Origin of the sequence: Rhizobium sp. RHZ01 (assembly GCF_014851595.1) — a bacterium.
In the GTDB taxonomy this organism is placed as follows: Bacteria; Pseudomonadota; Alphaproteobacteria; order Rhizobiales; family Rhizobiaceae; genus Rhizobium; species Rhizobium altiplani.
The window spans coordinates 227994-244019 of the sequence record NZ_JACUZZ010000001.1; the positions used below are offsets into that span (position 1 = coordinate 227994).

The 16026-nt window shown below is 60.4% G+C and carries 8 protein-coding genes; 7 read left to right on the forward strand and 1 reads right to left on the reverse strand.

The features are described from left to right. Nucleotides 1-125: 125 nt before the first annotated feature. Complete coding sequence (locus tag IB248_RS01020) at nucleotides 126-2141, forward strand: transcriptional regulator (RefSeq protein WP_192240049.1); 2016 nt, start codon at nucleotides 126-128, stop codon at nucleotides 2139-2141. Between the two features lie 222 nt (nucleotides 2142-2363). On the opposite strand, the gene IB248_RS01025 is transcribed toward IB248_RS01020, so the two are convergent. Further along, entirely contained in the window at nucleotides 2364-3386 is a 1023-nt protein-coding gene (locus IB248_RS01025) for a LacI family DNA-binding transcriptional regulator (RefSeq protein ID WP_192240050.1), read from the reverse strand. Nucleotides 3387-3568: 182 nt separating this feature from the next. Here IB248_RS01025 and IB248_RS01030 point away from each other — a divergent pair, with 182 nt between their 5' ends. The 6 genes from IB248_RS01030 (at nucleotide 3569) to IB248_RS01055 (ending at nucleotide 15997) form a co-directional block, all read left to right on the forward strand. Then, the gene (locus tag IB248_RS01030) at nucleotides 3569-6337 is read left to right on the forward strand and encodes a sugar-binding domain-containing protein (RefSeq protein WP_192240051.1); all 2769 of its coding nucleotides are present in this window, start codon (nucleotides 3569-3571) and stop codon (nucleotides 6335-6337) included. A gap of 76 nt (nucleotides 6338-6413) precedes the next feature. After that, nucleotides 6414-7496 (forward strand): sn-glycerol-3-phosphate ABC transporter ATP-binding protein UgpC, encoded by a 1083-nt coding sequence (gene ugpC / locus IB248_RS01035; protein WP_192240052.1) that lies wholly within the window; start codon nucleotides 6414-6416, stop codon nucleotides 7494-7496. Continuing rightward, the gene (locus tag IB248_RS01040) at nucleotides 7496-8380 is read left to right on the forward strand and encodes a sugar ABC transporter permease (RefSeq protein WP_112645083.1); all 885 of its coding nucleotides are present in this window, start codon (nucleotides 7496-7498) and stop codon (nucleotides 8378-8380) included. Before ugpC ends, IB248_RS01040 begins: the two co-directional genes overlap by 1 nt. Further along, entirely contained in the window at nucleotides 8377-9225 is an 849-nt protein-coding gene (locus tag IB248_RS01045; protein WP_169680087.1) for a carbohydrate ABC transporter permease, read from the forward strand. Before IB248_RS01040 ends, IB248_RS01045 begins: the two co-directional genes overlap by 4 nt. A 62-nt stretch (nucleotides 9226-9287) precedes the next feature. Further along, nucleotides 9288-10604, forward strand: coding sequence for an extracellular solute-binding protein (locus IB248_RS01050; protein WP_113469746.1), 1317 nt, complete (start codon nucleotides 9288-9290; stop codon nucleotides 10602-10604). A gap of 233 nt (nucleotides 10605-10837) precedes the next feature. Then, on the forward strand, nucleotides 10838-15997 hold the full coding sequence (locus tag IB248_RS01055; protein ID WP_192240053.1) for a DUF4082 domain-containing protein: 5160 nt from the start codon (nucleotides 10838-10840) through the stop codon (nucleotides 15995-15997). The last annotated feature ends 29 nt before the right edge of the window (nucleotides 15998-16026 follow it).

Genomic DNA, 16026 nt, shown 5'->3' on the forward strand with positions numbered 1-16026 from the left:
TTCTCCTTGGGTCAGATTGATCAGCCTCATGGTGCGTCTATGGCAACCGTGGTTGGGCACGTGTCGTGCCACGGTCTCTGGCTTAGACAGGGATAGTGGGGGTCGGCGTGGCAGCTGGCGTGGGAATGAGCGTGGAATCGGGCGGCGGGGACGCAAATCAACCCGGAGGCCCGCTCGAGATCCGACTGCTCGGCCCGATGGCGATCCGGCGAGAGGGCGTCGATCTGAAGCTCCCCGGCTCCCGGAAGGTGCGATCTCTTCTGGCCTACCTTGCGCTGTCACCGAGGCCCTGCGGCAGGGCGCAGCTTTGCGATCTGTTGTGGGATATCCCCGACGATCCGCGCGGCGAGTTGCGATGGTGCCTGAGCAAGATTCGCACGCTGATCGGGGAACAATGCGTCATCACGAAGGGTGACACCATCAGACTGGATCTGTCGGACTGCTTTATCGATGCGATCGAGGCGACTGCGGCTTATCAGCATGGATTCAAGACGCAGTCACTGGGCCAGTTACGGTCCCTGGCAGCCCTGTTTGCCGGGGACTTTCACGAAGGATCGAGCGTCGAGCGTAGCCCGGCATTCGAAACATGGCTGCTGTCGCAACGTCGTCGGCTGCGCGACATCCATACAGCCCTTCTCGAGCATATGGTGCAGCGTTTCCCGCCCGAAGAGGCACAAACCTATCTCGATCGCTGGATCCAGCTTGCGCCCTTCGACCTTCGCCCGCACGAATTGCTGTTGATGTCCCTTGCCAAGGCGGGTCGTTTTCGAGAAGGCGAGGAGCATCTGGAAGCGACCGCGAAGCTGTTTGATGCCGAGGGTATCAACGAGCGATCCTTGCGCGACGCCTGGCAGACGGCCAGAACCCAGACAGACGAAACCTTCCGGCAGCAGCGCCCAGGCGCCAGCGCTGTGGCTGCATCGTCTCCACCCGAAACCGAAAGCTTGGTCAAGGAGCCGCGGCGCGCATCGATTGCGATCATGCCGTTCAATGAGCTGTCGGCCGTGGCCGCTCCCGGCGGTCCGTCCGATGCATTGGCATACGACATTATCACACGGCTCGCGAAGCTGCGCTCTTTCCATGTAATCGCGCAGGGCACGATGTTTGCGCTGAGGGACCGGCACCACACGGTTGACGAGACAGCACGGCTGCTCGGCGTCGACTACGTGGTCGACGGATCGTTTCAGCGCGTCGGCGACCGCATTATCCTTCGCGTCGAGTTGACAGAGGCAAGAACAGCGCGCATCGCCTGGACGGAGGTCTTCGAGCGCCGTGTGGCCGATACCTTCCTCCTTCTTGAGGAAATCGGCAGCAGGATCGTCGTCTCGATCGAGCGCGAAGTCGAAACGATCGAGAGCAATCGTGCCCTCCTGAAGACGCCGAACTCTCTCGACGCCTGGGAGGCCCACCACCGGGGGCTCTGGCACATGTATCGCTTCACCAAGAGCGACAACGAGCAAGCCCAGCGCTTCTTCGAAAGGGCGATTGGCCTCGACCCGACGTTTGCCCGTGCGCATGCGGGGCTCTCCTTCACCCATTTCCAGAGTGCCTTCCAGCATTGGGCGGATCGCGACACCGAGGCCGAACTTGCCTATCGAGCAGCGAGCCAGAGCATGATGGTCGATGATCGCGACCCGACGGCACATCTCGCCATGGGCCGGGCGCTATGGTTGAGAGCGTTGCACGATCAGTCCGTCAGCGAGCTGCAACAGGCGGTCGAACTGAGCCCCAGTTTCGCGATCGCGCATTACTCCCTCGCTTTCGTTCAATCCCAGTCCGGTGATCCGGGCGCCGCGATCCTGGCGGCCGATCACTCCCGCGCGCTCAGTCCTTTCGACCCGCTGCTATTCGGCATGCTTGCAAGCCGTGCCCTGGCTCTCGTGCGCCTCGGAAGCTTCGAGGATGCCGCGGACTGGGGCGTGAGGGCCGCCGCCCGTCCGAATGCTCACGCTCACATTCTGGCGATCGCCGCACTTTGCCTGTCGATCGCGGGACGGCTGAGTGAGGGGAAGTCTTATCTCGCCATGATACACGATCGGTATCCCGCCTATCGGCTGAACGATTTCATCTCGGCATTCCATTTGCCGCCCACTGACCAGGCGCTGTTCCGCGAGGGAGCCCAGCGCCTCGGCTTTGAGTAAGCGGCCCCGGGAACCCACCAGATCACCTGCCGCCGCCCGGCATCGACGATGCGTGAGTTTCAAGCCTGCTGAACGCCGACAAACGAAACCACTTCAGGAAAATCACGGGGCGCGCGGGCCAGGGCGCGCGACATCCCGCGATTCCTGATCGACATGATCCCGTTCCTCGGTGGACTGATCCTCTTCCAAGGTCAAAAACGAGGAGGCTATGTATCAACCGCATCAAGACTGAGGGGCCGCGATCGAACCGCGTTCAACGAATGGGCACTCGAGCTTGATCTTCTGGGTGGTTCGGTGGGATGAAATACCCTCGTTGTGGTCGAGGAGGGCACCGACGGCCCATCGCGCCATTTCGTCATGGGGCAACAGCACCGTTGAAAGTGGTGGCACCATGTAGGAGGCCAGATCCTCGTCGTCGAATCCCACCACGGAGATGTCTTCGGGCACACGCAGGCCGCGGCTTTTGATGGCGTCATATGCGCCGACGGCCATTCGGTCATTGAAGCAGAAGATGGCAGTCGGCGGGTCTTTCCGATCAAGCAATTTGAGGGTCAGTTCGCGGCCGCCATTGACGGTCCATCCTCCCATCAAAACCAGGTCTTCGTCGACGGGCACATCCCATGTGGTCAGCGCTTGCCGGTATCCTTTTTCGCGGTCCCTGGCAGCTTCGATCCAGTCCTCGCCCTTCAGGTGAGCGATCCTTCGATGACCGGCCTTCAGCAACGCCTCGGTCGCCGCATGCCCGCCGGCGATATCGCCGGGAACGACCGAGGGATGACGCCGATGCTTCTCATAGCAATTCACGAGAACTGTGGGGATGTCGTTCAGCCGTTCCGGGACAACGATCTGCCGGGTCGTCAGGGTGGTATAAAGAATGCCGATGACGTTCAATTCCTGAAGCAGATCGAGAGCTGCGCTCTCGATCCTGGGATCGGAGCGCGTGCAGAAAGTTGCGATCAGGATATCCTGCAGGGCGGCTTCATCGCGCGCGCCCTCGATGAAGGGCATGGCAAACGGTGTTGTGCTGACTTCATCGAGCAGCAGCCCGATAACGGGTCGCCGATGCTCGGGAACATTGTGTCGAGGGCCCTTGCGATAACCAAGGGCTTCGGCCGCTTCCACGACGCGTGATCGAGTCATCTCGGAAACGCGGGGATTGCTGACCCCATTTAATACCAGCGACACCGTTGCCTGTGAGACGCCTGCACGCTGTGCAACGTCAACCATGGTTGCACGCTTGGTCAATGCTTGTCCCACTTCATCGATCGGCCCATCCCATTCATCAAATTATAGAAAACCCAGTTTTCCGACAACCGTCCACTGTGGGTTTTGCGGGTCCCGAATTTTCCGGCTTGCCAGGCAGTTATATTCTCTGTACCCATAACTAATAATATAACTAATAACATAATTCGCAAGGGAGAGAGTACATGACCGCCCCTGTCACGCCCGCTTTGCCGCTATCCCAGGACGCGCGCAAGCGAATGACACTCGACGGCCTCTGGCAGTTCAAATTCGAAGGGGATGCCGACTGGCGCTCGATTTCCGTTCCATCCGTTTGGCAATCCGAATTTTCCGATCTTCGCGACGCGTTTGGCACTGCAAGCTACCGTCGACAGTTCTTTCTGCCGCAAGAATGGGCGGAGCGCGACATCTCCCTTCACTTCGGCGCGGTGAACTATTTTGCTGAAGTCTTGGTCAATGGTCAGCCTATCGGCAACCACGAAGGGGGCTACCTTCCGTTTTCGCTGACGATTCCGAACAGCATCCTCAAAGCGGAAAATGAGATCGAGGTCTCGGTTACGCTTCCGAGCGCCGACGCGACCAGGTACCCGCAGTTTCCCTTTTCGGAAATTCCGCATGGCAAGCAAAGCTGGTACGGTCCTCTCGGCGGCATATGGCAATCGGTGACGCTGGAGGCGCGTGATACCAGCCACATCAAGCATGCCGATGTAAGGGCAGACCTTTCCTCGGGTGCCGTTCGCTTCGATCTGGACCTTTCCGCATCCGCGGCAGACGCTGAGGTGCGCGTTGCTGTCTACGGGCCGGACGGAGCCCTGGAGGCCGCGGCAAAGGGATCTGGTCGCACCTTGAGCGTCGTTGTTGGCGAGGTGAAGTCCTGGTCGCCTGATGCACCGCAGCTTTACCGTGCCGACATCAGTCTTTCGGTCGCAGACGCAATCGTCGATGCGACTTCGGTTACATTCGGGTTTCGCACCATAGAGACCAGGGGCGGCCAGCTCTTCCTCAACGGTGCTCCGCTCTACATGCGTGCCGCACTTGATCAGGACTACTATCCCGAAGGCATCTGCACGCCGCCTTCGCTTGAGTTCCTCGAGGACCAGGCGCGCAAGGCCAAGGCACTTGGGTTGAATACGCTGCGCATCCACATCAAGGTTCCCGACCCGCGCTACTACGATGTGGCGGACCGTATCGGTCTTTTGATCTGGACCGAAATTCCGAACGTCCAGACCTTCAGCGATGCCTCGGCCAGGCGAATGCGCGAGACCATGCAGGGAATCGTCAGGCGCGATGGCCATCACCCGTCGATCATCGCCTGGACGATCATCAATGAGGATTGGGGAACCCGTATCGTCGAGAACGCCGATCATCGCCAGTGGCTCGCCGAGACCTACGACTGGTTGAAGACGCTCGACCCGAGCCGTCTTGTTTCGGACAATTCCGCCTGCTTCCCGAACTTCCACGTGAAGTCGGACCTCAATGACTACCACTACTACCGCTCCATTCCGGAACGACGCGAAGAGTGGGACGACATCACCAGGCAATTCGCCGAGGGCGCAGCGTGGAGCTATTCTGGCCTTGGCGATGCGCAGTGGCGAGGCGAAGAGCCTCTCATCGTCTCCGAGTTTGGCGTGTGGGGCTTGCCCGATCCCTCGAAGCTCCTTCTGCAAGATGGTTCCGAGCCCTTCTGGATGGAAACCGGTGCGACATGGGGTGATGGCGTCGCCTATCCGCATGGCGTTCAAAAGCGCTTCCGCGCGCTCCATCTGGGCACCGTCTTCAAGGACTTCGGATCGTTCATCGAGGCCGCGCAATGGTACCAGTTCGCGAACCTCAAATATGAAATCGAGGTGATGCGCGCCCATCCCAAGATCGTCGGCTACGTCATCACCGAATTCACGGACGTTCATTGGGAGGCAAACGGCCTTCTCGACATCAACAGAAATCCGCGTGTCTTCCACGACGACTTCGCGAGCATCAATAGCGACATCGTCGTGATCGCCCGCCCGAATGCCTGGTCTGCCTACGCCGGCGAAGTGCTGGAGGTGGATCTCTCGGTGGCGACCGGTGGCGCGTCCATTCCGGATGGCGCAACGATCCGCTGGACCTACGGGCAGGACGGCGAGCGGGCACTGCCGGCAACGGGTGCCAACGCGGTGGCAAGCGTCGGCATAGTGCCGATGCAAATGCCGGAAACCGACGTCAATCGCATGCTTCGCATCGAACTTGAGGTCATGTCCAACGGACGGCGGCTTGCGACCAATGTTCTCGATATCGCGCTGTACGCAAAGCGCGGCCGAGCCAACCTGCCGAGCATCGCTTCGAAGGATCCGGCGCTTCGCGCTTTTGCAGAGACACTGGGCTATCCGGTCTCTGAGCCTGATAAAGCGGAGGTCAATCTGGCGCATGCCCTTGATGAGAGCGACATTGAGGCAATGCGCCACGGGGCACGCTATCTTGTGATCGCCGATGGCAGCATTCCCACGCACCGCAATCTGCGCAAGGACATTCCCGAAGGCGAAAAGCTCTATCGCGAGATGACCATCGATGAGCGGGATATGCCTGTTGGTATCGACCAGCAGCTTCCAGGAATCGGACTGATCGCACGTGAAGGTACACTCTGGCGTGGCGACTGGATTGCCAACTTCAGCTGGATCAGACGCAAAGGTGCGTTTGCTTCATTGCCGGGTGGCCCGTTGCTCGACCTGTCCTTCGAGAAGGTCGTTCCACATCACGTCATGACGGGCTTCCGCACCTTCGAGTATGCCGGACCGGTCCATGGCGGGCTGGTCATCGGTTGGGTCCACAAACCCGCGGTCACCATCGCTGAACGACGTGTCGGGCGCGGCAATCTCGTTGCAACGACCTTCCGGTTGACGAGCGGCCCGGCCGGTACCGATCCGGTCGCTGCTGCCTTGTTCGATGCCATGATCGCGACGGTCAATCAGAGCAAATGAACGAGCTGAGGCGGGCGCGGAAAACGGTGCTCGGCCTCAAGCGGCAGGCTCTGGAACTCAATCAGCGGAGGAATACGTGGCGCTCATCGAACTGGTGAACATAAGCAAGCAATACGGTGCGGTGCAGGTCATCGACAACCTGTCCCTGACGATCAATTCCAACGAGTTCATGGTCTTCCTCGGCCCATCCGGGTGCGGAAAATCAACCTTGCTGCGAATGATTGCCGGGCTGGAGAGCATCGACGGCGGCGAGATACGCATCGACGGCAAGCGCATCGATCATCTGCCGCCGGGCGAGCGCGGTATCGCCATGGTGTTCCAGCACTATGCGCTCTACCCCCATATGAGCGTGCGCGACAACATGGCCTTCGGCTTGCGAAACATCGGGGTCGACGAAGCGGAAATCGTTCGCCGGGTAACGGAGGCGGCAAAGGTTCTTGTTCTCGACAAGCTGCTTGATCGCAAACCGGGGCAATTGTCCGGCGGTCAGCGTCAGCGCGTGGCCATCGGCCGCGCGATCGTCAAGGAGCCGCAAGCCTTCCTGTTCGACGAGCCCTTGTCGAATCTCGATGCGGCACTTCGTGTCAGAACGCGCGTCGAGCTGGCGCAGCTTCACAACCGCGTCAAATCGACAATGGTCTTCGTGACGCATGACCAGATTGAGGCGATGACGCTCGCACACCGGATCGTGGTCATGAACAATCGCCGCATCGAACAGGTCGGCACACCAATGGAGATTTATGCACGACCTGCGACACGTTTCGTCGCCGAGTTCGTCGGTTCTCCTGCCATGAACTTCCTGCCCGTGAAACTGGACCGCGATTTTGTTTGCCTAACCGACGGAACGACTGTCCATACGTCGGTTCCAATCAAAGAATTGGCGCCGGCCAGTGACTACACGATGGGTGTCCGCGCTGAAGCCATTTCGATCGGGCGATCCGGCACAGGCGACACGGATGCCGTTGTCGAGGTCATCGAGCGGCTGGGGGATCGCACGCTCGTCTATGCTCGCATCGCGGATAACTCGCTGCTGGTGGCAGAAGCCAAAGGAGACAGCCCACTCGCGCCAGGCGCAGCCGTGGCCCTGACGTTCGACGGCCGCCGGACCCACCTCTTTGACGCGGCCGGCCGCAGCTATCACACCGCAGAGGCAGCGTGATGAGCCAGGCCATCCACATGAACGAATCCCGATTGCGAAACGGCTTGTTCGTTGCGCCTTTCGTGCTTGTTTTCGTCTGCCTGCTCGTCATTCCTCTCTTTTGGGGCTTCTGGCTTGGCCTGACGAAGGCTGACCTGTTCGGTCCCGGCAAGTTTGTGGGGCTTGCAAACTATACGCGCCTCTTCAACGACAAGATTTTCCGCGGGGCAGTTCTGAATACGCTCTATTTCGTTGTCTTGACCGTGCCGGTTCTCGCGGTATTCGGACTTGCACTCGCGCTGGCGCTCAACCGCAAGACACGCTTCGCCTCGGTGATGCGCGCCGTCTTCTTTGCCTCGTCCGTGCTGTCGGTTACAGTGGTAACGCTGATATGGCGCATCGTCTTCATTCCCGACATTGGCCTGCTTTCCAATATCTTCGGCTGGTTCGGTCTGCCGCAGGTCACCTTCCTCAGCAATGCGCGTCTTGCGCTTCCGGCCGTTGCGATCGCAACGGTCTGGTGGGGCGTAGGCTTGCCGATGATGCTGTTTCTGGCCGCGCTGCAACAGGTGCCGGGCGAGATTTATGAAGCCGCGGCGCTCGACAATGCCGGGCGCTGGAAGACGCTGTGGCGCATTACGCTTCCGTCGATCCGTCGGACATTCCTGCTCGTGCTGATCATTCAAAGCGTGCTTCAGTTCCAGGTATTCGGCCAGGCCCAGCTGATGACGCAGGGCGGTCCCAACAATGCTTCGAGACCGATTGTCCTTTACATCTACGACGTTGCCTTCACCCGCTTCGATGTCGGCATGGGCGCTGCGACCTCGCAGGTCCTGTTCGCGATCATCCTGATGGCAGGCATGCTGCAGTACTTCCTTTCCAACCGGCAGGGAGAAAATCGATGAGCCGCACGAGCTCCGGCATTGTCGGAAAATCCCTGGGAGACCGGATCATCCTTCTCGGCGTCGTGGCAGCCGGCCTGATCATGGTATTGCCGATCCTTTGGGTCGTCGGGCTGTCGTTCAAGCTCAATGCGGAACTGAAGCTGGATACGAATTCGGTCTTCCACGTTCCGTATACGATCAAGAACTACGCAGACGTGTTTGGCGGATCCAATGTCTTCCGCTGGTTCTTGAACAGTCTCATCGTTTCGTCCGGGATGACGCTGGGTGTGCTGATCCTGTCGTCGCTTGCCGGCTATGGTTTCGCGCGGCTACGGTTTCCGGGGCGCGACATTCTGTTTGTCATCGTTCTGTTTGGCCTTGCCGTGCCGGAGCAGGCAGTGATCGTCGCGCGTCATCAGATCTTCAGCATGCTGCGACTGCATAATACCTATCCTGGCCTGATACTGCCCGGTTTGGCTGCGCCATTCGGTGTTTTCCTGATGACGCAGTACTTCCGGGAGATTCCCAAGGAACTGGATGAGGCAGCACTGCTCGACAACGCGTCGCGCTTCAAGATCTTCTGGACGGTTCTTCTACCCCTTACCATCCCGGCCCAGGCGACACTCGGTGTGTTCACCTTCCTCGGTGCCTGGAACGACTATCTGTGGCCGCTCATCTCGGCGACCAAGAAGGACATGTACACGATCACGACCGGCATTGCTTCCATGCAGATGAACTTCGCCCAGACTGAAGGCCTCGGCTTCCTGATGGCTCAGGCTGTGTTTGCGGGCCTGCCAACGCTCGCTGTCTACCTGTTCTTCCAGAAATACATCGTCACCGCGGTTTCGGGTTACGCAGTGCGATGACGATCATGATCTGACAATCCGGTTTCAACCCGCATTTTCGCAAGCAATAGGAGGAGATTGCAATGAAGATTGGCATGAGGAATATCTTACTGGCGGCGACGCTGACCATGGCGTCGTGGCCGGCTCTGGCCGCTGATCCGGTCGAGATTACGGTTCAGCGGTTCTTCGGAGCCTGCGACGCCGATTGGGGAACCAACACCGACGTCAGCAAGGCTGTAGGCGAGTGCGGAATCATCACGTCGCAGATCAACAAGTTCGTTGCCGACAATCCCGACATCAAGATCAATGTGAACACCGTCGAATGGCCTGGTTACGACCAGCTGACGGCGCAGCTGGCATCGGGCGAGCCGCCAGATGTCGTCACCATCCATGAATCCGTATTGTCCGACTATCAGTCGAAGGGTCTTCTTGAGCCTCTGGACGCGGTACTGAAGGCTGCCGGCGTGGATTCTTCCACTTTCACCGCGGCGGGCCGGGAAGGGGTGACGAAGGAAGGCCAGATATTCGGCCTTCCGATCGATTCCCACACCATGTTGTGGCACATCAACATGAACTATTTCCGCAAGGCGGGTCTGGTGAATGATGACGGAACGCCGGTGCTGCCGAAGACGGCCGATGAACTGCTCGCACAGGCCAAGCAGTTCAAGGAAAAGACCGGCAAGCCTTATCTGGTTCAGAGCATGGCCAACGAAAAGGGTGCGTTCTATCGTGCCCTCTATATCTACCTGACCCAGATGAAGTCCGACTTCTTCGCAGATCCGACCCACGTCAAACTCAACACACCTGAAGCCAAGAAGATCGTCCAGCTGTTCAAGGACATCTACGATCAGGATCTGACCACGAAAGACCAGGACTATGCTGCATCCCTGTCCGGCTTTACCAAGGGGGACGGTGGTGTTCTTCTGAACGGTACCTGGGTTGTGGGTGACTTCGATGCCCTGTCGAAAGAGGCCGACAACGCGCTCACCAACGGCTACGCCGTCTATCCGTATCCGCCGGTGTTCGGTGGTGAACCGGCCTATTGGTCGGATGGCCACTCTTGGGCGATGACAAAGAAGGATCGGACCCCGGAGCAGGTTGCGGCAATCGGTAAGTTCCTGAAGTTCATGGCCGATCACAACTTCGATTGGGCCCGGACCGGTCACCTGCCGGCTCAGCAGGCGGTCATTGATTCAGCGGAGTTCAAGGCGCTGCCGCATCGCGCCACGATCCTCAGCATCGCAAACGTCGCAAAACCCCTGCCTGCACAGGTTCGTCATCAGTTCGCGGTCAACGACATCATCGGCGAAGAGATTGCTTCTGCGATCACTGGGCAAAAAGAGATCGATGCCGCGCTCACAGACGCCGAAACCCGCGTCAACGATCTGCTTGCAAACTAGCCATAAAGGGGCTGTCCGGGCATTCCGGACAGCCCTTTGGCAAATTGCGCCTGGTAGAGCATATCGTCGAGGCCGGCAGGGAACGGGTCTCTCCGTCCTGCGAGAGCGCGTGGTCCTTATTGGCCAAAAGGTGATCGCCCATTTTAGCTCGAAAGGCGTACAAGGTATTTTGCGCTTCTTCGGCTATCATTCGACAATCTGCACATTGATAGATTTTCGCGAGGGGGCATGCCATGCATCGCAAAGCTCTCCGTTGGGCATCTCGCTCAATGCTATTGGATTCGTTGACTCCCCGGTGGTTCGCTGCGGGCCGAAAGGCGAAGCTTCGTAACACCCCCTATAGGGAAGATAACAACTATCAACTCGCGCTGGCCGCACAAACGACCGATGCGATCAAGTCTGGCACTGCCGCCGACAGTCCCGTCAACACCATCGCGCTCAATGAAGATAACGATCGGCCGACGGGAATGGTCTGCGACGCTCACGGCCAGGTCAACAACGACATCACGCTGCCGTCGCTGGCCGACGGTTTCGCAACGATCGACGGAGCCGGCTTTCAACGCGGCGACTTTGTAGCACATCAGCCCTTTGCAGCTGATTGGGGTTTTTCGCTTTCCGCCAGGCACGCCAATACCGTTGGCATGAAATGGCCGCTCCACGGCGCGCGCGCGGGAACGAGCTTCATGGCTGCGGATCCCCTGGCGCCTTTTCTGCGGAACGGTGCTGCGCAGACAGCATCCGGGCAAGGTTCGACCCATGTGGGGAGCAGCTCCGCTTCCGGTAAAGTCGTCATCCTCGATTCGACCCCCTCAGCGCAGACGAGTGCTCACGGATCGCACTCATTCCTGGCGTTTGGCTTGCCGTTTGGCGTCTGCGGCTGCGGCTACTATACGTCTCCGACGCGACTGCTTGATTGGGCCCAAGGCGGCGGTATGCTCCAGCCCGACGGCCAATTGCCGGGAACAAGGCTGACCGAGGGACCGGACTATGTACCGACCGGCAAGGGAACATTTGGCGCGTCGGTCAGCGACCCGCTTCTCAACCGTGACCTTTCGCCTTTGTCAGGTTGGCGCGGAACGGCAAGGTGGACTGGCTCAACAGTTTCGAACGGGCCATTGCCAGGCGGCGGGGAGATTGGAACCGGAAGCGCAACCTCAAAGGGCGTCGGCATACTATCCGGCTCGGTAACCAAACCGGTGGGCGGCGGCCAGCAGAAGGCAGCAACGCAGGGGCTCGCGGCAACGGCCGCCGCCGCCAACGCGATCGTGGCGGAAAATCAGAAGCAGGGCAATCCTGAGAGCGAGTGGGGCATCGACGGCGCGGGCAGCTCCAACATCGAGGGGTTCGCGACCGACATCAGCGTCGACAACGGCAAGACGATCAGCTTCAAGATCGATACGGATTCCACCAACTATCGGATCGATATCTACAGGCTCGGCTATTATGGCGGCATGGGCGCGCGCAAGGTCGCCACTCTGCAGCACACCGGATTGCAGAACCAGCCCGATCCGCTGCGCAATGCCTCGACCGGCACGGTGGATGCCGGCAACTGGGCAGTCTCGGCGTCGTGGACCGTGCCAGAGGACGCCGTCTCAGGCGTCTACATCGCCAAGCTCGTGCGTCAGGACGGCACCTTCGGCGAAAACCACATCCCCTTCATCGTACGCGATGATGACAGTCACAGCGATATCGTCTTCCAGACCGCGGACGAGACCTGGCAGGCCTATAATGGCTGGGGCGGCGCAAATTTCTACGGCGGCAATGGCCCCGCGACGGGGCAGGGTGCCGGTCGCGCCTATGCTGTCAGTTACAACAGGCCGATCGCGACCCGTGGCGGGGTTGGCACATATGCTGGGCCACAGGACTATCTGTTCGGCGCAGAGTATGCCGGGATCTACTGGCTGGAACAGAACGGCTACGATGTGTCTTACCTGTCGGGCGTCGATGTCGACCGCTACGGCAGTCTGCTTCTAAACCATAAAGTGTATGTGGACGCCGGGCATGACGAATATTGGTCTGGACAGCAACGGGCAAATGTCGAGGCAGCACGCGACGCTGGCGTCAATCTGGAGTTCTGGAGCGGTAACGAGGTTTACTGGCGTACCCGTTGGGGCAACAGTTATAGCAGTGATGCCACCCCGTACCGTACCCTGATTTCCTACAAGGAGACATGGTCACCTGGCGCCAGCATCGACCCCTCCGACCAATGGACAGGCACCTTCCGCGACCCGCGCCTCAGCCCGCCCGCTATCGGCGGGGGAAATCCGGAAAATTCGCTGACCGGCCAGTTGTTCAAGGTCGACGATGTCGGCACGAACCTGCAGTCGATTACCATTCCCTATGATGACGCCAACCTGCGATTCTGGCGCAATACGAGTGTTGCCAACCTTCAGCCCGGACAGACCGCGACACTCACAAAGAACTACCTCGGGTATGAATGGGACGACTCACCCGATAACGGCTTCGATCCAGCCGGCCTGGTAAAGTTGTCGTCGACGACGTTGAATGTCAGCTCCTACCTGCTCGACTATGGAAACACGACCGGCAACGGTACCTCGACCCACAATCTGACGCTCTATCGCGCGCCAAGTGGTGCGCTGGTGTTTGGTGCCGGCACTGTCTACTGGACCTGGGGCCTCAGCGACAATCACGACAAGGAGGTGACTCCCACCGACCCCCGAGTGCAACAGGCCATGGTGAACCTGTTCGCCGACATGGGCATTCAGCCGGGAACGCTGCAGTCCGGGCTCATCGCGACAACAACGTCGACGGACCATACCGCACCGACCTCCGTCATCTCGGTCCCGGCTACGGCCACCGTTGGCACGACGATCACGATTTCTGGCACCGCCACCGACACGGGCGGCGGGGTCATCGCGGCCGTCGAGGTCTCGACCGACAACGGCGCGAGCTGGCACCCGGCCACGGGGGACGAGAGCTGGACCTATAGCTGGTCTCCCCAGGTCGCCGGTACCTACACCATCCGCTCCCGCGCTGTCGACGACAGCATCAACCTCGAAACCCCCTCGGCGGGGCGCACGGTCACTGTCAGTGGCCCTTCGTTCACATCGCTTTTTGGTGCCACGACACCAGTGGTCGCCAGCACCAACGACAACGCAGCCGTCGAGCTAGGCGTCCGCTTCCAGACCTCCGTGGCCGGTACTGTCAGCGGCATTCGCTTTTACAAGAGCACCGACAACACGGGCACGCATACCGGCTCTCTATGGTCGAGCACGGGTACGCAGCTCGCGACCCTCACCTTCACGAACGAGACCGTGAGCGGCTGGCAGACGGCCTATTTCTCCAGTCCGGTGACGTTGACGCCGGGGCAAATTTACACCGCGTCCTACCACACGGATACCGGTCGCTACTCGAGCACCACCAACTACTTCACATCCGCCGTGACGAGTGGCCCATTGACCGCGCCTGCAAGCGGCAACGGCGTCTATCGCTACGGCAGCACCAGCCTGTATCCCACGAGCACCTACCAAGGGGAGAATTATTGGGTCGACGTGATGTTCAACCCGTCAAACAACACGGTGCCGACGGCGGTTGCCGATGCGGGGGATGCGACCGAGAAGGGCGGTGTTGCCAATGGCTCGGGCGGCGTGGTTGCCAGCGGCAATGTGCTGACCAACGACACCGATCCAGATTCCGGCGATACCAAGACGGTCACGGCCGTCAGCTTCGGCGCGACAGCAGGCACGCTCGGCACCGCACTTGCCGGTGCCTATGGCAGTCTCGTCCTCGCGGCCTCGGGCGCCTATAGCTATACGATCAACGAGGCCAACTCCACGGTGCAGGCGCTGCGGCTGTCGACCAACACGCTGAGCGAGATCTTCAACTACACCATGCGTGATGCCGCCGGCGCCACCGCCACGGCCGCGTTGACGATCACCATCCACGGCGCCGACGACGCGCCTGTTCTGGCGGTCCAGACCGCCACCCAGAATGCCACCGTCAACACCGCCTTCTCGTTCGCGTTACCGGCCGGCACTTTCACCGATGTCGACAGCGGCGAAACGCTCACCTACACGGCAACCTCTGCCGACGGCTCGGTTCTTCCCACCTGGCTGAGCTTCAACGCCGCGACGCAGACCTTCAGCGGTACGCCGACGGCAACAGGCACCTCAGGCATCAAGGTGACGGCAACCGACATTGCCGGCCTTGCCACCAGCGAGACTTTCAATATTACCACGACGATAGCGGGCAACACGACGCCGACGGCGGTTGCCGACGCTGGCGATGCGACCGAGAAGGGTGGCGTTGCCAATGGTTCGGGCGGTTCTGTCGCCAGCGGCAACGTGCTGACCAACGACACCGATCCAGATTCCGGCGATACCAAGACCGTCACGGCGGTCAGCTTCGGCGCGACGACAGGCACGCTCGGCACCGCACTTGCCGGCACCTATGGCAGCCTGCTGATCGATGCGACGGGCGCCTATAGCTACACGATCAACGAGACCAACTCCGCGGTGCAGGCGCTGCGGCAATCGACCAACACGCTGAACGAGGTCTTCAGCTACACCATGCGTGACGCCGCCGGCGCCACCGCCACGGCCTCACTGACGATCACCATCCACGGCGCCGACGACGCCCCTGTTCTGGCGGCCCAGACCGCCACCCAGAATGCCACGGCCGGCACCGCCTTCTCCTTCGTGCTGCCGGCCGGCACCTTCACCGATGTCGACAGCGGCGAAACGCTGACCTACACGGCAACCTCTGCCGACGGCACGGCACTTCCCACCTGGCTGAGCTTCAATGCCTCGACGCGCACCTTCAGCGGTACGCCGACGACATCAGGCACGTCAGACATCAAGGTGACGGCAACCGACATTGCCGGCCTCGCCACCAGCGAGACCTTCAGCATCAATACGGCCGCAGCCCCCACCACCTACAGCCTGTTCAGTGCCACCAGCACGCCGGCCCAGACGAACCTCAACGATGGCCAGCAGATCGAACTCGGCGTCAAGTTCCAGGCGAATGTTGCCGGTGATATCACCGGTATCAAGTTCTACCGCAGCGCCAACGACAATGGCCAGAACGTCGTCGACCTGTGGACGACCGGAGGCACCAAGCTCGCCACTGCCACCTATTCCGGCACCACCGGGAGCGGCTGGCAGACGGTGAACTTCGCAACGCCGGTCACCATCACCGCCAACACGACCTATGTGGCGTCCTACCATACGACCGGTGCGTATGTGGCAACCGACGGCTTTTTCACCAGCGGCGTCACGAACGGTCCTCTGACGGCCCTCTCAAGTGCCGCCGCGGGTGGGAACGGCGTCTATAGCTATGGCGGGTCCGCGACCGCGGGTCTCTTCCCGACCAGCACCTTTGATTCGGCGAACTACTGGGCCGACGTGGTCTTCCGGCCACAACTCGCAGCGTGATGAGGCGGCCGAAGTGACAGGCCGACTTC